This is a genomic window from Hymenobacter coalescens (assembly GCF_054783195.1).
On record NZ_BAAGRA010000016.1, the window covers coordinates 518,088 to 540,013 of the forward strand.

Consider the following 21,926-nt stretch of genomic DNA (forward strand, 5'->3'; position numbering starts at 1 on the left):
CATTTAGTAGGTTTGTAAACGGCTGATCCGCGCCGGCTTGACCGGGGTGCGGGGTTGGCTAGTTTATTCACCTCACGCAACCAACGCTTCCTATGCTGGTTGACCTCCGCATTCAGAACTACGCCCTGATCGAATCCCTGGAGCTTCGACCATCGGCCCTGCTCAATATCATCACCGGCGAAACCGGCGCCGGCAAATCCATCATGCTCGGGGCCATTGGGCTGCTGCTGGGCAACCGCGCCGACTCCAAGCTGCTCTTCAATACCGACCGTAAGTGCGTGATTGAGGGGCAGTTTGATATTTCAGGCTACCAGCTGCAGGACATCTTCCAAGCCGAAGACCTCGACTACGACGCGCAGTGCATCCTGCGCCGCGAAATAGCGCCTACCGGCAAGTCGCGCGCATTCGTGAACGACACGCCGGTGACGGTGGAAACGCTGCGCAAGATCGGGGCGAACCTGATGGACATCCACTCGCAGCACGATACGCTGCTGCTCGGCGACCCGGTGTTTCAGCTCAACCTCATCGACCTCTACGCCGGCCTGGTGCCCACGCGCACCCAGTACGCCACGGCATTTCGGCAGTACCGCAAGCTGTCGGCCGATCTGAAGGCTCTGGAAGATCAGGTGGCCCAAGCCAACAAGGAGCTCGACTACCACAGCTTCCTGTTCAGCGAGCTGGAAGACGCCAAGCTCGACGGCGAGGATCAGGACGTGCTGGAACAGGAAATCAAGCAGCTGGAGCACGCCGAAGAAATTAAGCTCAAGCTGGGATATGCCCTGCAGAGCCTTTCGGAGGGCGAGTACTGTGCTGTCGGGGCGCTGAAGGAAGCCAGCCTCATGCTCGGGCAGGTGGCCGGCTACTCCGAGGCCGCGCGGCAGCTCAAGGAGCGCGTCGACAGCTGCCTGATTGAGCTGCGCGACGTGGCCGACGAAGCCGAGCAGGCCGAGCAGCGCACCGAAGCCGACCCGCTGCGCCTCGACGAGCTGCAACAGCGCCTGACGGTGCTCTACAACCTGCAGCGCAAGCATCAGGTACGCGACGTGGCCGCCCTGCTGGCCGTGCGCGACGAACTGCAGCGCAAAGTGGGCTCGGTGCTGAACTTGGATAAGGAAATCAGCCGCCTGCGCCGCGACGCCGAGGGCGCGCTGGCCACGGTGAACAAGCGCGCGGCCCACCTTTCCGAACAGCGCCGCCGGGCCTTCCCGCAGTTCGAGCGGGAACTGGCCGAACTGCTGGCCGAACTGGGCATGCCCAACGCCCGCCTGCTGGTGCAGCACAGCGCCGGGCAGCCCGCCGTATCCGGCACCGACGTCATCAGCCTGCTCTTTACGGCCAACAAAGGCGCCCAGCCGCAGACGCTGAGCAAGGCCGCCTCGGGCGGGGAATTCTCGCGCCTCATGCTGTGCGTGAAGTACCTGCTGGCCGACAAAACCGCCCTGCCCACCATTGTATTCGACGAAATCGACACCGGTATCAGCGGGGAAATAGCGGTGAAAGTGGGCCGCATGATGCAGCAAATGGCCAAGAAGCATCAGTTGGTGGCTATTTCGCACCTGCCGCAGATGGCCGCGGCCGGCGACACGCACTTCTTCGTCTACAAGGAAGACCGCGCCGACCGTACCGTCAGCCGCATTCGCCGCCTGACGGAGGAGGAGCGCATCCGCGAAATCGCGCAGATGATTTCGGGCGCCCGACCCAGCGAAAACGCTGTGCAGAGTGCGCGGGAGCTGTTGGCCCTGCGCGGGGAAAGCGACTTGGTGGCGGCATAAGCGGCTAGGGAAAGCGTCCGATAGAACGTCATTCCGCGCTTGTCGAGGGCGGTTGCGTGCGGGCGTCCGGTGGTACTGTTTTCGTCTGACGAGACGTCAACCACCTGGCGCTTGCACGCGGGATTCCCCGGCAAGCGCGGAGTGACGTTCTTTCATTCGGGCCGCACTTCGGCCCGAACTCCTATTTTTGCCCGTTCCTTTTCCCTTCGACGACTCGACTCAACTCGGTTTTATGGCCAACAACCTGCTCGCCGGTAAGCGCGGCATCATCTTCGGCGCGCTCAACGAACAATCCATTGCGTGGAAAGTAGCCCTGCGCTGCCACGAGGAAGGCGCCACGTTCGTGCTCAGCAACGCGCCCCTTGCCATGCGCATGGGCGAAATCAACAAGCTGTCGGAACTGTGCTCGGCCCCCATCATCCCGGCCGACGCAACGGTGGTCGAAGACTTGGAAAAGGTATTCAGCGGCGCCGTGGAGCAACTCGGTGGCAAGATAGATTTCGTGCTCCACTCCATCGGCATGAGCCCGAACATCCGCAAGGGCAAGCACTACGGGGAGCTGAACTACGACTGGTTCCAGAAAACCCTGGACATCTCGGCGCTGTCGTTTCACAAGATGCTGCACGTAGCCGAGAAGCAGGATGCCCTGAACGAGTGGGGCTCGGTGGTGGCCCTGTCGTACATCGCCGCTCAGCGCGCCTTCCTCGACTACACCGACATGTCGCAGGCCAAAGCCGTGCTGGAAAGCATTGCCCGCAGCTACGGCCAGCGCCTGGGCACCCTGAAGAAGGTGCGCGTGAACACCATCAGCCAGTCGCCCACCAAGACCACGGCCGGCACCGGCATCAGCGGCTTCGACGCGTTCTACGAGTACGCCGACCGCCTCTCGCCCCTGGGCAACGCCCCAGCTGAAGCTTGCGCCGACTACTGCGTGTCGCTGTTTTCGGACCTGACGCGCTTCGTGACCATGCAGAACCTCATGCACGACGGCGGCTTCAGCACCACGGGCATCTCGGAAGCTATGGTGGAAGTCGTTACGCAAGCCTCCAAGGAAGCTTAAGTCTGAGCGCCTGCCGCACGAAAACGCCCGACTCCTCGCGGAGCCGGGCGTTTTTATGATGCAATGGGCGTGAAGTGCGTGAGCTAGATGGCGCCGCCACCACCGCCGCAGGCGCCGCGGGTGTAGGACGTTACCCCGGCCCGGTGGGCGTAGCAGGCGTTGCTGTAGGTGTTGCCGTCGCTGCCACACACCGGATCGTACACGTCGAGGCAGTCGTAGCCGGGGTCGACTTTCACGTTGCTGGTCGACGCGGCGGTCGGCGCGGCGGCCGGGGCAGCCTCTTCCTTGCTGCAGGCCGAAGCCAGACCCAGCAGGGCAAGCAGAGCGAAGGTTTTCACGGTTTTCATAGGGTACTGGTTGTGGAAGGTGGAAAAATATTGCGTTACCAATATAATAGGAATATATCCGGATACAAGCTGCCGGCGCCCGGCCCAATATAAAAGGTCGGCGGCCTCGCTCACGAAGCCGGAGGTGCAGCCGCGGCCAGCAGCTACCGCACGGAGCTTTCGGTGCCCGGGGCTTTAAAGAGCGGCTTCCCGCTGGCGGATCAGTGCCACGTTGCGCCGCTCGATTTCGGTGAGGAAGGCAGCCACGTCGTGGTGCTGCGGGGTGTACCAATCCTGCCGCCGAAAGTGCTGGTCCATAGCGCCGCCGGGGGCAAACCGCAGGCCGTAACGCGCAAACACCCCGTTGCGCATCAGCGTCAGCTCCAGCTTGCTCAGTCCCTGCAGATCGGCCGGTGTTAGCAGCCGGAACGAAGCAACCCCGAAGTCCATGTCGAAGTGCGTGGCCAGCGCAGCGGACCACGGGCCGACTTCCACGGCACCTTTTTCCGTGGACGGGCTCCAGGGCTGGCGTACGCGCAGCCCCGTGCGGACGGCCCCGTCGGTGGCCCGAAAGCGAACAAAGTCGCCGCTGAGCTGGTCGGCGGTAAGCTTATTGCCGACGATGCGCACGTTCCGCAGGTTTTGGACGCTGGACAGCCATTGCTTCCCGTCCTCGGACCATTGACCGCCCGTAATCTGCGCCGTAATCAGCCCCGGCTCCACGCAAAGCACAAAATCGGACTCGGCCTCCGACAGGCCGAAGTGATAAACCCCGGCGTAGGCTCGGGCATCCTTTTCCACCCAGCTGCGGATGGCCTTGGCGTCAATCAGCTCAACGCCCACCACGGTTGGCTGCGCGCGGCCGGGCAGGCTAAGGGTCAGTAGGGGCAGGATGATCAGATTTTCACGACTGGGGGCGGGTGGAGCCGGCCAACTACGCCCTCCCAAGCTCAATAGCCGCGGGCCAGCTGCACGAGATTTTCGGGCGGCAGGCCCTGGCGTACCCGGTCCCAGTTGCGCAGCAGAATATCGACCTTGCCCGCATCTTCATGAGGCTGGCCGCCGGCGGTGTGCTGGGTGAGCAGCACCTGCGGCATGGTCCACAGCGGGTGGTCGGCGGGCAAGGGCTCCTGCGCCGTCACGTCGAGCACGGCCCCGCCGAGGGCGCCGGCCCGCAGGGCGGCTATCAGGGCCGGCTCGTCGGTGGTGTTGCCGCGGCCCACGCTGGCGTACACGCTGCCGGGGGCCATGGCCCCGATCAGCTCAGCGTCGAAAAAGCCCTCCGCGCTACCGGGCAGGCAGTTGATGACCAGGTCGGTGTACGGAAGGGCCGCCAGCAGCTCCGCCCGGGAGTGAAGCTGGGCCCGCGCATTGGTGCGGGCCAGCAGCTGCACCTGGCAGCGGAAGCCGGAGAGCTGCTCGCGCACGGCCAGGGCAATGGCGCCGGCGCCCAGGATAAGCACGCGCTGCCCGCGCAGCAGGCGCAGCTTTTTGCGAACGGCCGCGCCCGCCCACTGCCCGGCGTGCTGCAGCACGGCCAGCTCGTTGAGGTGGCGGTACTGCGCCAGCACGCCGGCCACGATGGTTTCGGCGCAGGGCCAGGCAAAAAAATCGCCGACGTTGGCCACCGGTACTTGCAGCGGCAGGTGCTGGTACCGCTCAAAGCCGGCCGAATCAATCTGCCAGAACCGCAGGCGGGGCGGTGCTCCTGCGGCAAACCAAGCAGGCGGCGGGTTGCCCAGCAGAATATGAGCTTGTTGAAAGGCTGCGCGCTGAGCGGCTTCGTCGGGCAGGTCGGAGCGAAACGTCGGGGTCATGTCGGCGGGCAGGCCGGCCAGCAGGTACGCGCGGGCTGCGTCGTCGAGCAGGGAGTAGACAAACAGGTGCATGGGCAGGGGGAACAGGGGCCGCGCCGGTAAGTTCGATTGCTGCCCCACGCTGAACGGATGGAGCGCCGGCGCGTGGTCATACGGCCACTCCGGCAACTCCGGCGTGGTGCCCACTCCGCAGGGCACTGCCTGCTGAACGGGCCGCACGTCGTGGTAGTTATCCGCTGACGGGCCTGGCTGGCTTCATGCCGCGGCCACGGCGGCTGCGCCACCCGGCGCGCCGGCGCCGGGAAAGAGGCGGCCGGCAACTATGGGCGTTGACTGATTGAGTGGCCTGTATTGCCTAATTTTCAGGCATGAAGTATTGCCGCGCGCTTTCGGTCGGGCTATCGATTTTTCTGGAGTCTGTTTCTTTCGCCTCCGGGCAGAGCCCCCAAACGCCCGCACTGCGCCGGTCGCTGGCGCGCGCCACTGCCGACACCACCCGTGTGCTGCTGCTGGCCGATCTGAGCGCCTCGTTCCGCTATTCGCATTACGACTCGGTACAACGCTATGCCCGGCAGGGGTTGGAGCTGGCCCGGCGCATCGGCTACGCCAAGGGCGCCGGGCGCTGCCTCTCGCGGCTGGGGCTGCTGCAAGCCGAGCGCGGCAACCTGCCCCAAGCCCTGCGAACCGACCTGCAGGCGCTGCGCCTCCACCAGGCCGGCCACGACCTGGAAGGCACCGCCCGTACCCTCAACCAGACGGGCCTGCTATACCAGGCCCTCGATGACTACCGGCCGGCGCTGAGCTACTATTTCCGGGCGCGGCAGCTGTACGCCCAACTGCCCCAGGCCGACCCCTCGCAGGTGGTGAGCGTGCTGACCAACCTGGGCTCGACCTACGTGGGCCGCGGCCAGCTCGATTCGGCCGACTACTTTCTCACCCAGGCCCGCGCCCTGACGGCCCGCGCCCTGGCCGCCCCGACGCATCCCCTGCGCCAGAGCGCCTGGGGCAATCCGTTGCCGTACGTGCTGCGCGAGCTGGGCCTGCTGGCCGCCGCGCGCGGGCAGGTGCAAGCGGCCATCGGCTACTACCGGCGCAGCGCGCAGGCCTCCTTTCCCGAAAACGACCAACGCAGCGCCTGCCGTGCCTACCAGTACCTGGCCGAGCTCTACCACCAGCAGGGCCGCCGCGACTCCAGCATTTACTACGCCCGGCGCGCCCTGTTGGTGGGCCAGACGCTGCCCTACGTGGTAGGCGTGGTGCGCACGAGCCGGCTGCTGGCCGACGTCTTCTCGGCCGGCAACCAAAACGACAGTGCGCTTAAGTACATGCGCATCGAGCAGTTGGCCGCCGACAGCCTCTACAACCCGCAGCGCATCAAACAGCTCGACGCCATTGGTTTCGCGGAGCAGCAGCGCCTGCAGGAGCTGGAGGACGAGCGGGCCGAGTACGCCGCCCGGCTGCGCAACTACGGCCTCTGGGGCGGCTTGGGTGGCCTCGCGTTGCTGGTACTGGCCCTGAGCTACTTCAACCGCCGGCAACGGCAGGCCAATGGGCAGCTGCAGCAGCTGAACGCGCAGGTAAACCAGCAGAAGCAGGAACTGACCACGCAGCGCGACCGGTTGGCGCAGATGCTGCAGGAGCTGCGCACAGCCCAGCACCAGCTGGTGCTGCGCGAGAAAATGGCGTCGTTGGGCGAGCTGATGGCCGGCGTGGCCCACGAGATACAGCAGCCCACGCAGGCCATTCGCAACCTGGCCGGCGTGAGCGAGCAGCTGAGCCAGGAGCTGCGCGCCGAGATGCTGAAAGGCGACTTTCTGCCCACCGACCTGGAAATGCTCGACGAGATGCTGCTGAACCTGGCCCGCTACCAGGCCAAAATCGGGCAGCACAGCCAGCGGGCCAACTCCATCGTGCTGGGCATGCTGGAGTACGGCGGTACGCAGCCCAGCACCCGGCAGCCCACCGACCTCAACGCCCTGGCCGAGGACTACCTGCGCCTGACCTACCACGACGTGCGCGCCAAACACCGCCATTTCTACGCCGCGCTGCTGCCGCGCCTCGATCCGGCCGTGGGCACCGTCAACGTGGTGCGCCACGACCTGGGCCGCGTACTCATCAGCCTCTTTGCCAACGCCTTTTACGCCGTGCAGGAGCGTCGCCGCCTAGCCGATGGCGTCGACGAGCAAGCCGAGTACGTGCCGCAGGTCACGCTCGTTACCGAGCGTACCGGGCCTCAGGAGGTCCGCATTCGGGTGCGCGACAACGGGCTGGGCATTCCCGAGTCGGCGCAGCCACTCGTGTTCGAACGGTTCTTTAGCACCAAGCCCGCCGACGAAGGCCTGGGCCTGGGCCTGGCCCTCAGCCGCGACATCGTGCAGAGCCTGGGCGGTACGCTCACGGTGCACACCGAGCCGGATGTCTGCACCGAGTTCGTCATTACCCTGCCCGGACTGGCCATTACCCCCATGATCTAAGCCAGGGGAGTGGTGGAGCGGCTGGCGCCACTCACGGTAGCTGCTGCGCCAGGTACACGTAAGGCTGGAATAGGTGATGCGTAAATACCTTATCGGGGGCGTCGGGGTAGCGCTGCCGGTAGGCGCCATCGGCCAGCAGCACCACGGTGGGCCCGACGCGCACGTAGTTATTGGTGGCCGCGTAGGTACCGGGCTGGTAGTCGGGCAGGTACCTGCGCACCTGCCGCGCCACGAGCGTGCCCAGGTAGCGCTGATACGTGCGCTGGGCGCGCCGCGTGGGGCGGTCGAGGCGGCGAAAGGCGTAGCCCAGGGCCAGGCGCTGCGGCAGCGGCTGCCGACCCAGCAGCTGCGGCGCATTCCCGAAGGGGTTGGTGGGGTTGAAGTCGGCCAGCGTCTGAATGGAAATGGGCGTTTCGGGTACCCAATCGGCGGAGTTTACCACGTTCACGCTCCAACTGCCCCGCGGGGTGTAGGTGCGGGCCTCGTACTCGTAGGCGAAGCAGAGGTTGCCGGGCTTGGGCGCGGCGCTGCAGTAGGTTTTCAGGCGCAGATCGGCGGGCAGCCGACCCTGCCGCTGCAGCTGGCGCAGGTGGGCCGTGAGCAGAAAACCGATGGCGCCGCCCTGGCTGTGCCCCATCAGGATAACGTCGCGGGTGCCGCGGCGGTAGCAGGAGTCGAGGCGGGCCACCACGTCGTCGGCCTGCAGGGCCATGCCCAGCAGCCAGCCAGCGTGCACGGCTGCCTGCGGGTGCTCGGCCAGCTCGTAGCGGAAGCTGCGCTGCCCGCTCAGGCGCAGCTCGCCCTTGGCCGGCAGCATGGCTGCGTAGAAGTTGGCCAGCCAGCTTTCCGTGCGCATGGTGGTGCCGCGCAGGCTAACCACTGCCGTGCCGCGGCCGTTGTGCCACAGCTCCCAGCGGTTGTCGAGGCCCACCACCGGGGAGCGGTACACGCGCCGAAACTCGCGGGGCGGCGCAATGCCGCGCCAGAAGGCAGAGTCGTCGGCCATGCGCGCGTGCAGGCGCAGCAGTTCCAGGTACTCGGCCTTGTCGAAGCCCGGCTGCAGGGCCTGCTGGGCCCGTGCGCCCGGTAGCCAGCCCAGTAGAAGTAAGAACAGAAAAGTGAACATGCAGCGCATACAGGCAACCCGCGGGGCAACAAAGCCCCGAAGTGGGCAAGTGGTTCGCTGCTGAAATACGGAGACGCTGGGGATTGTTTAGCTTCCAGCGCGCGACCTGGCAGCTGCGCTGGCCTAACGTACGGTGGTCGTGATGGTGCTTTCCTGCACGGCCAGGGTGTCGCCGGCCCGCAGCAAGGAAATTACGGCCGGGTTGAATTCGTTGGCCAGCACGCCGGACATTTCGCGGTGCCCGCCGCCGTAGGTGGCGCGCCGCAGCCAGTAGCGCAGCTGCGCAAGCTTCAGCTGGCTGGCTTCGCCACGGCCCACGCGCACTTCCTGGCTCATAGATAAAAAGCCAGTGCTGGCCGGTACCGGCACGACGGGTGCGCTGTAGCGGAGCAGGCCCGCCAGCACGTTGTCGTCGGGCACCTGCGTCCGCATCACCGAGTAAAACAGCCACAGCGTGCCGGTGCGCTGCACCGAAAAGCGCATGGTACCAGGGGCAAACACGACCGTGTCGGGTGCCACCTGCCGAATGTAGTCATTGGGCCCGGGCTGGGGCGGGGCATAGCTGGGCCGATGCGCGACAAACTGCGCTTTCACCTGTTCGTCCTGGATTTCGGCGCCGTTGACGAACAGGCGTAGGGTAGAGGCGGGCTTGGGGTCCTCTTTGCCGCACCTACTTAAGAAGCCGCTCAGCAGCAGAAGCGAGCAACAGATCGACGCGTAGCGCATGGGGTAAGCAATAGGGGATAGACCAGAAGAAAACCAAAGTTAAGAAGCCAGGGGCTATACCGCGCCCGCCGCGGCCCGGCCCGCAGCCCGCCCCGAAAAGATGCAGCCGCCCAGAAACGTGCCCTCCAGCGCCCGGTAGCCGTGCATGCCCCCGCCGCCAAAGCCCGCCACCTCGCCCGCCGCGTACAGGCCCGGCACCGGTTTCCCGTCGGCGCCCAGCACGCGGCTGTCGAGGTCGGTTTCGAGGCCGCCGAGGGTTTTGCGGGTGAGAATGTTCAGCCGCACGGCGATGAGCGGGCCGGCCGCCGGGTCGAGCAGGCGGTGGGGCTTGGCCGTGCGAATCAGCCGGTCGCCGAGGTAGGCACGGGCGCCGCGGATGGCCGTCAGCTGCCCGTCCTTGCCGAACTTATTGGTCAGCTGCAGGTCGCGGGTGCGGATTTCGTGCCCGATGGCGGCCGCATCGAGCAGCGGCTCGCCGCCCACCAGCTCGTTCATGCCCTGTACCAGCTCGGGAAGCGTACGCCGCACCACGAAGTCGGCCCCATGCTCCACAAACGACGCCACCGGCTTCGGCACCCCGCCGCGTACCCGCCCGAAGGTTTGCAGCACGCTTTTGTTGGTCAGGTCCGGGTTCTGCTCCGAGCCCGACAGGGCAAATTCCTTCTGGATAATCTTCTGCGTCAGCACAAACCACGAGTAATCGTAGCCGGTCTGCATGAGGTGGTGCAGGGTGCCCAGCGTGTCGAAGCCGGGGTAGAGCGGCCCGGGCAGGCGCTGGCCACGGGCATCCAGCCACAGCGACGACGGCCCCGGCAGGATGCGGATGCCGTGGTTGGTCCAGATCGGCGACCAGTTCTGCAGCCCCTCGGTGTAATGCCACATGCGGTCGGGGTTGATGATGCGCCCCCCGGCGCGGGCCGTGATACCCAGCATGCGGCCGTCGACGTGGTCGGGTACGCCGGCGAGCATGCGGCGGGGCGGCGGGCCGAGGCGGGCCGGCCAATTCTGGCGTACCAGCTCGTGATTGGCTCCGATGCCGCCCGACGTGACGATGACGGCCTGGGCGCGGAAGCGGAAGTCGCCGACTACCTCGCGGGACGTTTTCTGCCCGCGCGCGGCGTCGCTGGGGGCCAGCACCTCGCCGCTGGCGCCCACCACCGCGCCGGCTTCCACCAGCAGCTCGCTCACGCGGTGCCGAAACTTGAAGGTGAGCCGCCCGCGCCGGGCGGCTTCCTGCACGCGCTGCACGAAGGGGGCTACCACGCCCGGTCCCGTGCCCCAGGTCACGTGGAAGCGTGGTACCGAGTTGCCGGGCCCGGAAGCCCCGTAGCCGCCGCGCTCGGCCCAGCCCACCACCGGAAAAAACGACACCCCGCGCTGGCGCAGCCAGCTGCGCTTTTCGCCGGCCGCAAACTGCACGTAGGCCTCGGCCCAGCGGCGGGGCCAGTGGTCCTCGGCGCGGTCGAAGCCGGCCGTGCCCAACCAGTCCTGCCAGGCCAGCTCGTAGGAGTCGCGGATGCCGAGGCGGCGCTGCTCGGGCGAATCCACCAGCAGCAGGCCGCCAAACGACCAGAAGGCCTGACCGCCCAGGTTTTGCTCGGGTTCCTGGTCGAGCAGCAGCACGCTCCGGCCGGCTTCAGTCAGCTCGCAGGCGGCTACCAGGCCCGCCAGCCCGGCGCCGATAATGAGCACGTCGGCCTCAGCGGTGGAAGTGGAAGGTGTCATCGGAGAGAAAGGCAGAGGGGGTGGAGCAAGGCCCATCGGGGCGCCCGCAACATACGCACTTCGCTGGCTCAATACACGTACCAGCTGCCCGTGAGCAGCAGCTCCCGGTACTGTGGCAGCTGCTGTAGTCAAACGCCTTAAGGGTAATAATGGGCGTTGGTTGGGCCAACAGGAGCCGGATGCGGAAGGGGAGCAGGCCAAGTGTAAGCTGCATACGAGCGGGAAAGCGGTTCCCGCACTGGCTGCAGCCCGATGCCGAATTGCATAAGCTCCTTCTGCCGGCCGCCGAAACCTCAGCCCACCGCTACGAGAAGCCGGGCCGGCGCCGGTTGGGCTGCAGTAAGGTCAAAGAAGCGGTACACCTCGGCCGGGTCATCGAAGTGCAGTTCCAGTTGGGCCTTGAAGCGGCGCAGGGCACGGGCCAGCGCCAACCAATCGGCCGAGCGGGCCATGCGGGCCTGGTCGCTGATGGCCTCGGCGATGGTGCGGCTTTCGTCGGCGTGCGCGAGCCGGCGGAAGAGGCGCTGCGCGTCAGCGCATAAGTCTTCGGCGTGCAAAGCTGCCTGATGCGACTCGTACAGGTTCAGCAAGGTCCGGGAATGCAGCAGCAGGGTAGTATGATCCAGGGCACGCAACCGACTTTTGCGATACTGGCGAAATTCGGCATAGACAGGCAGCTTGCGTAGGCGCGGGGTCACGTAGTCCTTCATGGCATCGTCCACGAAGGCCAGCCATTGCTTGCGCGCCACCCGAAACGCCGTGGTGCCACCCGCCGGCGCGTGCGCAATGCCGCGCAGCAGGTCGGGCTCAAAGCCATTGAGGGCCGCCTGCAGCTCGGCGGCGTGGGGCGCGAAAGCGGCGCTCAGGTTGGCTTCGCGCAACTGGGTAAGCGCGTAATTGCCCAAGGCCCTGAAGCGGAAGCGGGAAATGCGTTGCGTAGCGAAAAAATGGTCGAAATAGCGCGGGTAAGCAGGCACGATAAGTAGCGGTGGATGGTGAAAAAATAGCCCGGCCCGACTACTGCCGGACCGGGCGCAAGGTATGAGGTGGGGGCACGTCATGAAGTCCGTACCAGCCCGGATTTTTCGGCGGTGGATGGTGCGTGCTACCCGCAGCGGCCCGCCGCATCTGCCCGCTTACGGGTTGGAAGCGTCCCAGGCCACTTCGGCGAAGGGGCGCGTCATGGCTGGGTATACTTGGTGGGTAGCCAGTTCTCGGTCCAGCTGGCCGAGGCGGTTGTAGCGGCGCATGTCGACCCAGCGGTGGCCTTCGTAGAAAAGCGAAAACTCGCGCTGCAGCAGCAACTCATCGATCAGCGCCGCCTGCGTAACCGGACCGGTGTACGGGCCCACTCCGCCCGAACGGGTCCGAATCACGTTCAGCAGGCGTACCCCCTCCGGGAGCTGGCTCTGCTGGATGGCGGCTTCCGCCGCCAGCAGGATAAGCTCCTCGTTCCGGATGATCGGAATGCGGGCCGTATTGTTGGGGTATACCGTGGGTTGGTGCGTGCCGTTGATGCCGCCCAGGCTGCGCGGCGTGGTGCGCCGCCCGAGCTTGGTCCGCACGCGGTTGTCGCGGCCGGTAGTGGTCAGGCGCACCGTGTCCTGCAAAATAGAGCGTTGCACCACCACCAGCGTGGCTGGGTTCGCGTTTAGCGCTTGGAAATAGGGGTTGCCGGTGTCCAACGGCTGGCCGGGCGTGTAGGCAATGGAAGGCCCAAGCGTAAGGCTGGCCGTTTCGTTGTAGAACGACTGCCCAAGCGCCGTGGTCACGCCGGCCCAGTCCCGGCGGTAGGCGGCCACGCGGGCGGCCAGCGCGCGGTTAAACTGCCGGAACGTGGCCGGCGTGTTGAAGCCCGCGAAGCCGCCGGTGGTCAGCGTAAAGGGGAAGGCCGTGCCGCTGCCCGTCCCCAGTTCGGTGTTGCCCTGGTCCAGCAGGTCACGGATGTGGTTCAGGCCTGCCTCGTAGGTCACGAAGGGGCCCGGCCGCAAGGGGTTTTCCACGTCGATGCGGATGCCGTTTTCGCCCTGCAGGTTCAGCTGGTAAAGCTTGGTCAGGGCCTCCATGGTGTGGGCAAAGCCTTGGGTGGCCTGCTTCTCCTCGGCCGAGAGCAGCACCGAGGTGCTGGCCGATTCGCGCAGAATTTGGGCTGCACGGCGGGCCCGGGCAAAGTCCGGATAGGCCGAATTGTAGAAAGCGGCGTTGTCGAGCGGGCGGCTGCCCAGCAGCTCGGTGTACCAGCGCGATTCGTTTTGGGCCAGCACCACCACCTCGCGGCCGAACGTGCCCGTCACGTTCAGGTACGGGCCCTGGCCCTGGTAGCCTAGGCGCAGCGATGCTTCGGTGCCCGAGGCCAGGGCCTGTACCTGCTGGCGCGTGGGGTTGTTCACGAAGTCCGAGACGTCGGCGTTGTTGGGGTCGCTGACGGCGGGGGCCTCGAAGTAGGCGCAGGCGGGCAGCAGCAGTAGGAGCAGGGCCGCCGCCCCGTAGCGGCGCAGCGACTGAGCGAAGAAGGTCAGCAAACTAGTCATGGCAGGGGTGGAGCTTAAAATTCGAGGGCAACGTGGAAGAACATGCGGCGGGTGTTGGGAAACGACCCCACGTCCACCAGGGCAGCGTTGGCTACGTTGCCGAAATTGGATACCTCCGGGTCGTAGCCCACGTAGTCGGTCCAGGTCAGCAGGTTGTAGCCCGACACGCCCACCCGAATGTTGGCCACGTACGTGCTGAACAGCTGCGTGCGCAGCGCCGCCGGGATGGTGTAGTAGATGGACGCTTCGCGCAGGCGCACGTAGCTCCCGTCCTGAATGAACTCGCGGGCCGTGCGGCGGGGGCGGGCCTGCCCCAGCGTGAGCGGGTTGCCCTGCGCATCGGTTTCGCCGCTGGGCTGGCTCCAGTCCTCGGTGGTGCCGCCTTCGTCCTGCAGCACGCGGCTCAGGTTGCTGATGTAGCCCTTGTGGCGCCAATGCAGCAGAAACGAAACGTCGAAGCCCTTCAATACGGTCATCGTGTTCAGCAGCGAGGCCTGAAAGCGCGGCTGCGCATCCTCGTAGCGCGTAAGGCTCAGCACACCGTTGGGGTCAGCGGGTGTGCCAAACCAGCGCGAGGGCGACTGGCCCTCGGCCCACAGGTTGCGGCCGAAGGTGTTGCCGAAGCCCAGACCCACCGTGTTGATGGGAATCACCGAGCGCGTGACCTCGCTGCGGTTCAGCCAGAACTGCGTGGTGGCCGTCCAGGTCAGGTTGGCCGAGCGCACCGGCGTCACGCCCAGGCTCAGCTCGATGCCGCGGTTTTCCAGGTCGCCCACCGGGAAAGCGCCCACGGTCTGCGACAGGTCGCCGATGCCGGCCACTTGCTGTACCCCGGTGCTCGGCGCCAGCGTGTAGGGGCGCAGGATGTCCGTCACTTTCTTCTTGTACACGGTGGCTTCCAGCGTGATGCGGTTTTCCAGGAAGCCCAGGTCCAGACCGGCCTCCAGCTCAGAGGCCCGTTCCGGCTCCACGTTGGAGTTGCCGATGGAAATCTGCTGAATCAAGCCCAGCTGCGTGCCCGCCCCGATGGGCTGCAACGGATTGAAGATGGCGCTGTAGGGCGGTACGCCGGCGGTCTGACCGTAGGCGAAGCGTGGCTTAATCACGTTGACCACGTCCAGCGTCCAAAAGTCGAAGTTGGCCACGTTCACGGCTACCGAGGCCTTCGGGAAGGGAAAGAACTTGTCCGGGTCGCCGGCCGTGTTGGTCTTGTCGAAGCGGATGCCGCCGGTCACAATGATCCGGTCGCGCCAGTTGATTTCCTGCTGGGCAAATACGCCCACGTCGGTCTGCTCGCTCTCGAAGGCGTTTTGCGTAATGATCGAGCCGGTGTTGGTGCTTTCCTGGCCCGGCAGCAGCCCGATGCCCTGGCTGTAGGTTTGGTTGAACTTGCGCGTCAGGCGTACGGTGCCGGCCTGCGTGGTCATCTGCAGGGCGCCGTCCAGCAGGCGCCAGTCGTACACCAGTGCGCCTTGCAGGTTGGTGAAGAAGGCGTTGGTGTTGGTCAGGCGCGAGGCCCCTGGGTTGGCCAGGTCGCGCTGCGACTGCATGTCCGAAGGCAGGTGCAGGAAGTTGCGGGTGTTGGAGAAGTCGGTGCCCCCCAGGATATTGAAGCGGAGCGAGGTGTTTTCCCTTTCCAGCAGGTGCACGGTGGTGTTCAGCCCCAGGATGAAGCGGTTGGTGGTCTCCTCGTTCACGGCCCGCGCCACCACGGCCAAGGGGTTGTCGGACGTGGTGCGCGCGTCGGGAAACTGCCCGTTCGGCAGGCGGTGCAGCTCGTGGTAGCTGGGGGTCGCCGCCAGCGAATAAGTGTAGCTGATGCCGTTGTTGTCGTTGCCAGTGAAGCCGCGCTGGTTCTGCGAGTTGATGTAGTTCGTGTTCAGGCTCACGTCGATGAGCTTGCCGATGCGCTGGTCCACGTTGGCGCGGATGGAGTTGCGCTGGAAGCCCGTGCGGTCCACGATGCCCGACTCGTTGTTGGTGGAGCCCGACACGTAGAACTTGGTATTGTCGCTGCCGCCGGCCAAACTCAGGGTCGTGTTGGTGAGCACGCCGGTGTTGCCGAAGATTTCCTCCTCGTAGTCGTAGATGTTGCCGGCCGCCGTCTGGCTGCGCCACAGCGCCACTTCATCCTCGGCCGTCTGGCCGGTAAATACGCGCCGTATTTTTTCTTCCGTCCAGTCTTCCTTGCCTAGCAGGCGCCAGGCCCGCGCAATGCCAATGTCCTGGCTGAGGTTGATGCGTGTCTGCCCGGCGCGGCCGCGCTTCGTGCGGATGATGATGACGCCCGCGTTGCCGCGCGTGCCGTAGATGGCCGCCGCGCTGGGCCCTTTCAGCACCTCGATGCTCTCGATGTCGTTCGGGTTCAGGTCGGCCAGGCGGTTTACCGTCTGGTCCTGCGTGGTGCGCGTGGTAGAGGCCGAGGCCCCGGTGAAAGAGGGCGAGCCGGCCCCGTTGCCGACCTGCTCGTTGTTCACGTATACCCCGTCGATGACGTAGAGGGGCTGCGAGCTGCCCGAGATGGTGGAAATGCCGCGTAGCTGCACCGACAGGCCCCCGCCGGGCGCCCCGCTGTTCTGCGAGATGTTGGCCCCGGCGAGCTTGCCGTTGATGGCTGCGTCCACCGTCACGGGCCGCGTAATGCCGGTCAGCTCCTTGGCCGAAATAGTGGCCACGGAGTTAGCCAGGTTGGAGCGCTTCACGTTGGTGGCCAAGCCCGATACCACCACTTCGTCCAGTTGGCGGGTATCGGCGCTCAGCGACACGTTCACGGTGCCCGAGTTGTCGATGGGGCGGTCCAGCGTGCGGTAGCCTACGTAGCTGAACTGCAGCGTGGTGGCGCTGGCAGGCACGCTGATGGAGTAAGCGCCGTTGGCGTTGGTCGTGGCCCCAATGGAGGTACCTTTGGCCAGCACCGTCACGCCGGGCAGGGCCTCACCGCTGGCCGCGTCGGTCACCCGGCCACTAACCTCGCGGTTTTGCGCGGTGGCGGGTTGCGCCAGGGCCATAGCTGTCAGCAGCAGGCCTGGTATAAGTGTCTTCATATGGATATGGGGTTGGTGAGTGAGACCAGAAATTACCCATAATCCATATGTATAGTGATATTTTTAATTTATAAATTACAATCTGTGCAATGTTCTTGAAATTAGCCTTGGATTTCGATTATTCCATAGAACAATACCAGGAAAAGTGGCTCCTCGATATGGTAAGAAACCTGCGGTTTTGAACGCCCGGGCTCTGGGGCGGCTGCTAATAGAACTGCTGATCAGAAAAAAGCCGTAGCCGTAGGGGACATCCACGCGGACCGCCATTTCGCCAGACTACCCTGGCTCGTCGCACGGCGGCGGTCAACTCGCATCGTGCCAACGCGTCCAACGCGCGGGTGCGCTGCCTCCTGCCGCTTCCGGTCTACGAAGTGAATACGCGGCAGTGTGCCCCGGTGGGCTTGGCATGAAAATCATGTGATGGAGGGAAGAGGGAAGTCGCGTCGAAAAGGTGCAACTTGGGGTTGGCAAGTGGTGTCTTGATAAGCACATGGCCCCGAGTAAGGCACTTCGATTGAGCACCATCGGGCCATCCCAGCCGCCGCCCTCATTCTTTTTGTTCGATTCTACCCGCCTCTCCCGCACCTTGCATATGGCGCCTTTTCGTTCTTCCCTAGGCTTTTTCTCGGTGCTGCTGCCGGGTTTTCTGCTCACCATTCCCGGCTCGTTCACTTCGCGTCCGGCGCCGGCCGACGTCCCGCCGCAGAAAAAGCAAGTGCTGCTGGGCACCGTCACGCAGGGCATGGCCGTGGCCCACGTGCAGCCCGGCGCCCTCGACGATAACTTTTCCCGGCGCGTGTTTTCGCTGTATCTCAAGCGTCTGGATGGCAGCAAACGCTTCCTGCTGCAGCCCGACGTGAAGCAGCTGCAGCGCTACGAAACGGGCATCGACAACGAGGTGAAGCAGGGCCGCAGCGAGTTTCTGGACCTGAGCACCAAGCTCATCAACCAGCGCCAGCAGGAGGTGCAGGTGCTCTACCGCGAGCTGCTCAGCCAGCCGTTTGCGTTTACGGCCGACGAAACCATCGAAACCGACCCCGAGAAGCTCAGCTACCCGGCCGACGCGGCCGCCCGCCGCGACTACTGGCGCCGCCTACTCAAGTACCAGACGATGACGCGCGTCTCGGAGCTGATGGACGAGCAGGGCAAGCAGCCGGGCAAAGCCCTGGCCGCCGCCGGGGCCAAGCCCTCCGAGGCCACGCTGTCGGCGCCGGTGCGCACCCCCGCCCAGCTGGAGGCCGAGGCCCGCAAGCAGGTGCTGAAGTACTACGACGAGTATTTCAACGACTTGCGCCAGACCGACGAGGCCGACCGCCTCGCCGAGTTTGCCAATACCATTGCCAACACCTTCGACCCGCACTCGGAGTACTTCGCGCCCAAAGACAAAACCAACTTCGACCTGGCCATTACCGGCCGCCTCGAAGGCACCGGCGCCCAGATGAGCGAGCGGGACGGGCAGATTGTGGTGGCCTACATCGTGCCCGGCTCGGCCTCGCACCGGCAGGGCGAGCTGAAAGTGGGCGACGTGGTGCTGCGCGTGGCCCAGGGCGCCGCCGAGCCCGTGGTGGTGGAAGGCATGCGCCTGGACAAGGTGGTGCAGATGATCCGGGGCAAGAAAGGCACGGAGGTGCGCCTGACGGTGAAGAAGCCCGACGCCAGCATCAAGGTCATTTCCATCATCCGCGACGTGGTCATCCTTGAGGAAACCTACGCGCAGTCGGCCGTCATCAACGAGGGCGGCAAGAAGCTGGGCTACATCCTGCTGCCCAGCTTCTACGCCGACTTCAACCGCAACGGCGGCCGCAACTCGGCCGAAGACGTGCGCACCGAGCTGGAAAAACTCAAGGCCCAGAACGTGCAGGGCGTCGTGCTCGATCTGCGCTTCAACGGCGGCGGCTCCCTGCAGGACGCGGCCGAAATGGCCGGCCTTTTCGTGCCGGGCGGCCCCATGGTGCAGGTCAAAAGCCGGCAGCGCGCCGCCGAGGTGGTAAGCGACCCGGACCCCAAAGTGCTGTACGATGGTCCGCTGGTGGTGCTGGTGAACCGCTACAGCGCCTCGGCCTCCGAAATTCTGGCCGGCGCCATTCAGGACTACAAGCGCGGCGTGGTCATCGGCAACACGACTTACGGCAAGGGCACCGTGCAGCGCGTGTTCGAACTCGACGACATGATGAACCCCGAGCTGGCGGCGCTCAAGCCCTTCGGCTCGCTGAAGATGACCATTCAGAAATACTACCGCGTGACGGGCTCCAGCACGCAGTTTAAGGGCGTCACGCCCGACATCGTGGTGCCCGACGCCTACAGCACCCTGGCCGACGGCGAGCAGGACACCGACTTCCCGCTGCCCTGGGACGAAATTGCGCCCGCCAGCTTTACGCCCTGGGCCGGGGCGCCGCCCCTGGCCAAGCTGGCCGCCGCCAGCCGCCAGCGTGTGGCTGCCAACGCGGCCTTCACGCTGCTCACCAGCGCCGTGCAGGACATGGCCAAGCGCCAGCAGAACACCCGCGAAACGCTGAACCTGACGGCCTACCGCGCCGAGCAGCAGCTGGCCCACGCGGCCGCCGAGCGCTACAAGAATCTGCAGCAGCAGGCCCCGGTGCTGGCTGTCACGCCGCTGGCCGCCGCCACCGCCGACAGCGCCCAGACCAGCCGCGCTCAGCGCTTCGTGCAGCCCTTGCGCAAAGACCTGACCCTGCGCGAGGCCGTAGCCGTGCTCCAGGATGAGTTGTAACAGCCGTCAGGGCTCCAAACGCAAACCGCCCGCGCAGAGCTGCTCTGCGCGGGCGGTTTGCTTAATGGCCACTGCTGGACTTCGCGGGAAGCAAGCAGTGCGTTATCAAACCTCCTGCTCCACTCGGGGCCGCTCCTCTACCCGCGGCGTGGCACCACCGTTGGGACGCTGGTTGTCGCGGGTGTTTTTCTGCACGGCAATGGCGGCGAACAGGCTCAGCGTAAACGACATGGCGTAGAATCCTTTTTCGCTCAGCGTCAGCGTAGCATTCCACAAACCCACAATCAGCAGCAGGATGGCCAGCACGGTGGAAAGCCAGCTGATGCCGTAGTAGAGGTTGGTAACGGGAATGCCTTCCAACCGGTCGCGCACGCTCTTTTGCACCGAAATGGCCGCAAACAAGCCGTACATGAGCACTGCGAAGTAGTACCCTTTTTCGTTCAGGGCCATCTGGGCGTTCCAGAGGCCGATGTTGTAGGCCAGCATGCCGATGAGCAAGGCGGCCCAGGAGGCGCCGACGAAGGCCGTGGAAGGCTGTTGGTTCATAGCAAAAAGGGGAAGGGCCGCGTGTGCTGTAACCCGCGAAAAATTAACTGCCCAATATTACTAGGGATGCATACGCGAAGCTGTACATCATTGACCACAATCAGACATTAACCTTGGGGGCGGGCAGGTCTCAACCTTCCGTTAAAGTGGTCGTTGAATGAAAAACCCCGTGCGGGGCTGACTTTTCAATCTGACTTTAGCGAACCATGCAAACCAAGCAAACCACCCACGCCCTGGAGCAGATGCTGGATACCCAGCAAAAAAAGCTGGGCTTCTTCCAAAACCTGGTCCTGCTGGCCGCCGCCGACGGTCGGCTGCAGGAAGACGAAGGCCAGTTTCTGCTGCAGATCGGCCAGCGCCTGGGCCTGAGCTACGACGACGTGCGCCCCATTGCCGACAACCTGAGCGTGCTGAGCTTTGTGGTGGCCAACGACGGCTTGCAGCGCACACTAGAGCTGCAAACCTTGGTGCAGATGATGCTGCAGGACGGCCAGATCGACCCGCGCGAGTACGGCCTCTGTCTGGAGTACGCCAACCGCATTGGCTACAACAAGCAGATCCTGGATGATATGGTGACGCAGCTCGCCGGCGGCGCGCCCGACCCGGGCCGCAACCCGCCTACCGTAAGCTGAAACCCGGACGGCGCGACTACCCCACGTGCGGCCTGGCCGGGTAGGGGTTTGCCCAGCTGACAGTTACCCGCCGGCAGCGGCCCCATACGCACGAAGACGTATGGGGCCGCTGTTTTCGATTCGGTACGGCGGCAGGGGCAAAGGGGCCGAGCACCACCGGCCCGCGCCGGCTAGCTGCAGCTGAAGTACTTGTCGTAGGCGGACTCGGGGAGCAGGCGCAGCTTGCTGGCCAGCCAGATGGGGCCGCGCAGCCGGCGGATCAGGGCGTAGTTGTTGGGGTAGTCGCGGAAGCTCTTGACCGGGGCCCGCACGATCTGCTCGAACTCGGGGCGGGTCAGGCCCAGGCGCTTGATGCAGAGCTGGATGACCTGCTCGTCCTCGATGGGGTTGACGTGGCGGCACTTGGCCAGCGCCTCCGGGCGCGTCATCTGGCCCGAGCGCACCAGGGCCGAGTAGTTGAACAGGCGCCGGTCGATGTTGAACTTGACGCGGTTCAGGTAGTAAATCACGCTCTGGTAGAGGTCGTCGAAGTAGTGGGCGCCCGGGTTCTGCCAGCCCAGCTCGCGGGCGAGCAGCGCGTCCACGTCGCGGCGCACGTAGGGCACGTGGTAGAGCAGCGTGACGGTCTTGATGCCGCGCCAGACGGTGTAGTAGAACAGCTCCTTCACGTCCAGGTGGAAGCCCGGGTCGGTGGGCGTCCAGGGGCGCAGCGGCACGGCGCCGAAGCGCCGGTGCACGGCCTTCAGGTACTTGCCGTCGAGGTAGTTCCAGGCCAGCGGGCAGATGCCCTCGGTGCGGAAGGACTGGCCGATGACGATGCGCCGCACGCCCTCCTTGGCCGCCACCCCGTAGAGGGCCGTGGCGATGCCCACGTCCGTGCCCTCCTCGATGTCGGGGGTGGAGGCCTTCAAAAAGGCAAGCTTCAGGTCCCGCGACTCGCGCCAGTCGGAGGTGATGGTGCGCAGCTCCACGCCCAGGCGGCGGCAGGCCTTGACCATGTTCTCGCCGGCCACGGGGTTGCCGAAGCCGTCGTTGAAGTGCACGGCCAAGGGGCGCAGGCCCAGCTGCGCGACGCAGTACCAGAGCGTGAAGGAGCTGTCGCGCCCGCCGCTGACGCCCAGCACGCAGTCGTACTTGCGGCCCCGGCCCAGGCGCTTCATCTCCGCCGCCGCCCGCCGCACGTACGCTTCGCCGGCCGCCCCGAGCGGGTTTTCGCGCTCCATCTTGTCGTGCAGGGCGCAGAAGTTGCACTCGCCCGTGGCCGCCGCGAAGCGGATGCCCGGCACCGTCGTGTCCATGATGCACCGCGGGCACTGCTGGTAACCCGGGTGCGGGGCGGCCTCTGCCTGGGGCTCGGCAGCGGGCCGGAGCGGCGCTGCCAGAACGGGTTTGGTCAACGTAGTAGTTGCGGTCATG

General features: G+C 65.5%; 16 protein-coding genes. 5 read left to right on the forward strand and 11 right to left on the reverse strand.

Features of this window, described 5'->3' with window-relative positions:
* Positions 1-92 precede the first annotated feature (92 nt).
* Both recN and ACYVKQ_RS13635 read left to right on the forward strand, forming a co-directional pair.
* On the forward strand, positions 93-1,772 hold the full coding sequence (gene recN / locus ACYVKQ_RS13630) for a DNA repair protein RecN (RefSeq protein ID WP_460675895.1): 1,680 nt from the start codon (positions 93-95) through the stop codon (positions 1,770-1,772).
* A 232-nt stretch (positions 1,773-2,004) separates the two neighbouring features.
* Positions 2,005-2,832 carry an enoyl-ACP reductase FabI gene (locus tag ACYVKQ_RS13635; RefSeq protein WP_460676077.1) on the forward strand — a complete coding sequence of 276 codons (828 nt, stop codon included), beginning with the start codon at positions 2,005-2,007 and terminating at the stop codon, positions 2,830-2,832.
* Positions 2,833-2,915: 83 nt separating this feature from the next.
* Here ACYVKQ_RS13635 and ACYVKQ_RS13640 read toward each other — a convergent pair whose 3' ends face one another.
* The 3 genes from ACYVKQ_RS13640 to ACYVKQ_RS13650 all read right to left on the reverse strand — a co-directional run bounded on the left by ACYVKQ_RS13640 (position 2,916) and on the right by ACYVKQ_RS13650 (position 5,047).
* On the reverse strand, positions 2,916-3,179 hold the full coding sequence (locus tag ACYVKQ_RS13640; RefSeq protein WP_460675896.1) for a Kazal-type serine protease inhibitor family protein: 264 nt from the start codon (positions 3,177-3,179) through the stop codon (positions 2,916-2,918).
* A gap of 174 nt (positions 3,180-3,353) precedes the next feature.
* Complete coding sequence (locus tag ACYVKQ_RS13645) at positions 3,354-4,001, reverse strand: YARHG domain-containing protein (protein WP_460675897.1); 648 nt, start codon at positions 3,999-4,001, stop codon at positions 3,354-3,356.
* Between the two features lie 107 nt (positions 4,002-4,108).
* Positions 4,109-5,047, reverse strand: a complete 939-nt coding sequence (locus ACYVKQ_RS13650) for a D-2-hydroxyacid dehydrogenase (RefSeq protein ID WP_460675898.1) — start codon at positions 5,045-5,047, stop codon at positions 4,109-4,111.
* 296 nt (positions 5,048-5,343) lie between these two features.
* On the opposite strand from ACYVKQ_RS13650, the gene ACYVKQ_RS13655 reads away from it, so the two are divergent.
* Entirely contained in the window at positions 5,344-7,449 is a 2,106-nt protein-coding gene (locus tag ACYVKQ_RS13655; protein WP_460675899.1) for a sensor histidine kinase, read from the forward strand.
* A 31-nt stretch (positions 7,450-7,480) separates the two neighbouring features.
* On the opposite strand, the gene ACYVKQ_RS13660 is transcribed toward ACYVKQ_RS13655, so the two are convergent.
* From ACYVKQ_RS13660 to ACYVKQ_RS13685, 6 genes are all read right to left on the reverse strand, one after another.
* On the reverse strand, positions 7,481-8,575 hold the full coding sequence (locus ACYVKQ_RS13660; protein ID WP_460675900.1) for a lipase family protein: 1,095 nt from the start codon (positions 8,573-8,575) through the stop codon (positions 7,481-7,483).
* 123 nt (positions 8,576-8,698) lie between these two features.
* A complete protein-coding gene (locus ACYVKQ_RS13665; protein WP_460675901.1) occupies positions 8,699-9,301 on the reverse strand; it encodes a hypothetical protein in 603 nt (200 codons plus the stop codon).
* A 54-nt stretch (positions 9,302-9,355) separates the two neighbouring features.
* Complete coding sequence (locus ACYVKQ_RS13670) at positions 9,356-11,026, reverse strand: FAD-binding dehydrogenase (RefSeq protein ID WP_460675902.1); 1,671 nt, start codon at positions 11,024-11,026, stop codon at positions 9,356-9,358.
* 293 nt (positions 11,027-11,319) lie between these two features.
* Positions 11,320-12,003: a hypothetical protein gene (locus tag ACYVKQ_RS13675; RefSeq protein ID WP_460675903.1), complete on the reverse strand. Its 684-nt coding sequence runs from the start codon at positions 12,001-12,003 to the stop codon at positions 11,320-11,322.
* Between the two features lie 159 nt (positions 12,004-12,162).
* A complete protein-coding gene (locus tag ACYVKQ_RS13680; protein WP_460675904.1) occupies positions 12,163-13,557 on the reverse strand; it encodes a RagB/SusD family nutrient uptake outer membrane protein in 1,395 nt (464 codons plus the stop codon).
* Between the two features lie 14 nt (positions 13,558-13,571).
* Positions 13,572-16,601: a SusC/RagA family TonB-linked outer membrane protein gene (locus ACYVKQ_RS13685; protein WP_460675905.1), complete on the reverse strand. Its 3,030-nt coding sequence runs from the start codon at positions 16,599-16,601 to the stop codon at positions 13,572-13,574.
* Positions 16,602-17,193: 592 nt separating this feature from the next.
* Between ACYVKQ_RS13685 and ACYVKQ_RS13690 the strand changes: the two genes are divergently transcribed.
* Positions 17,194-19,332, forward strand: a complete 2,139-nt coding sequence (locus ACYVKQ_RS13690) for a carboxy terminal-processing peptidase (RefSeq protein WP_460675906.1) — start codon at positions 17,194-17,196, stop codon at positions 19,330-19,332.
* Positions 19,333-19,437: 105 nt separating this feature from the next.
* Here ACYVKQ_RS13690 and yiaA read toward each other — a convergent pair whose 3' ends face one another.
* The gene (gene yiaA, locus ACYVKQ_RS13695; protein ID WP_460675907.1) at positions 19,438-19,878 is read right to left on the reverse strand and encodes an inner membrane protein YiaA; all 441 of its coding nucleotides are present in this window, start codon (positions 19,876-19,878) and stop codon (positions 19,438-19,440) included.
* Positions 19,879-20,084: 206 nt separating this feature from the next.
* Here yiaA and ACYVKQ_RS13700 point away from each other — a divergent pair, with 206 nt between their 5' ends.
* A complete protein-coding gene (locus tag ACYVKQ_RS13700) occupies positions 20,085-20,510 on the forward strand; it encodes a tellurite resistance TerB family protein (RefSeq protein ID WP_460675908.1) in 426 nt (141 codons plus the stop codon).
* A 170-nt stretch (positions 20,511-20,680) separates the two neighbouring features.
* Here the strand turns inward: ACYVKQ_RS13700 and ACYVKQ_RS13705 are convergent, their stop codons facing one another.
* Complete coding sequence (locus ACYVKQ_RS13705) at positions 20,681-21,925, reverse strand: adenine nucleotide alpha hydrolase family protein (RefSeq protein ID WP_460675909.1); 1,245 nt, start codon at positions 21,923-21,925, stop codon at positions 20,681-20,683.
* Position 21,926: the final 1 nt, after the last annotated feature.

Coding starts and splice junctions, on each gene's coding strand:
- ACYVKQ_RS13650 (WP_460675898.1), bottom strand. CDS start 5,047: ATGCACCTGTTTGTCTACTCCCTGCTCGACGACGCAGCCCGCGCGTAC.
- ACYVKQ_RS13665 (WP_460675901.1), bottom strand. CDS start 9,301: ATGCGCTACGCGTCGATCTGTTGCTCGCTTCTGCTGCTGAGCGGCTTC.
- ACYVKQ_RS13680 (WP_460675904.1), bottom strand. CDS start 13,557: ATGACTAGTTTGCTGACCTTCTTCGCTCAGTCGCTGCGCCGCTACGGG.
- ACYVKQ_RS13705 (WP_460675909.1), bottom strand. CDS start 21,925: ATGACCGCAACTACTACGTTGACCAAACCCGTTCTGGCAGCGCCGCTC.
- ACYVKQ_RS13685 (WP_460675905.1), bottom strand. CDS start 16,601: ATGAAGACACTTATACCAGGCCTGCTGCTGACAGCTATGGCCCTGGCG.
- ACYVKQ_RS13640 (WP_460675896.1), bottom strand. CDS start 3,179: ATGAAAACCGTGAAAACCTTCGCTCTGCTTGCCCTGCTGGGTCTGGCT.
- recN (WP_460675895.1), top strand. CDS start 93: ATGCTGGTTGACCTCCGCATTCAGAACTACGCCCTGATCGAATCCCTG.
- ACYVKQ_RS13670 (WP_460675902.1), bottom strand. CDS start 11,026: ATGACACCTTCCACTTCCACCGCTGAGGCCGACGTGCTCATTATCGGC.
- ACYVKQ_RS13635 (WP_460676077.1), top strand. CDS start 2,005: ATGGCCAACAACCTGCTCGCCGGTAAGCGCGGCATCATCTTCGGCGCG.
- ACYVKQ_RS13700 (WP_460675908.1), top strand. CDS start 20,085: ATGCAAACCAAGCAAACCACCCACGCCCTGGAGCAGATGCTGGATACC.
- yiaA (WP_460675907.1), bottom strand. CDS start 19,878: ATGAACCAACAGCCTTCCACGGCCTTCGTCGGCGCCTCCTGGGCCGCC.
- ACYVKQ_RS13690 (WP_460675906.1), top strand. CDS start 17,194: ATGGCGCCTTTTCGTTCTTCCCTAGGCTTTTTCTCGGTGCTGCTGCCG.
- ACYVKQ_RS13660 (WP_460675900.1), bottom strand. CDS start 8,575: ATGTTCACTTTTCTGTTCTTACTTCTACTGGGCTGGCTACCGGGCGCA.
- ACYVKQ_RS13655 (WP_460675899.1), top strand. CDS start 5,344: ATGAAGTATTGCCGCGCGCTTTCGGTCGGGCTATCGATTTTTCTGGAG.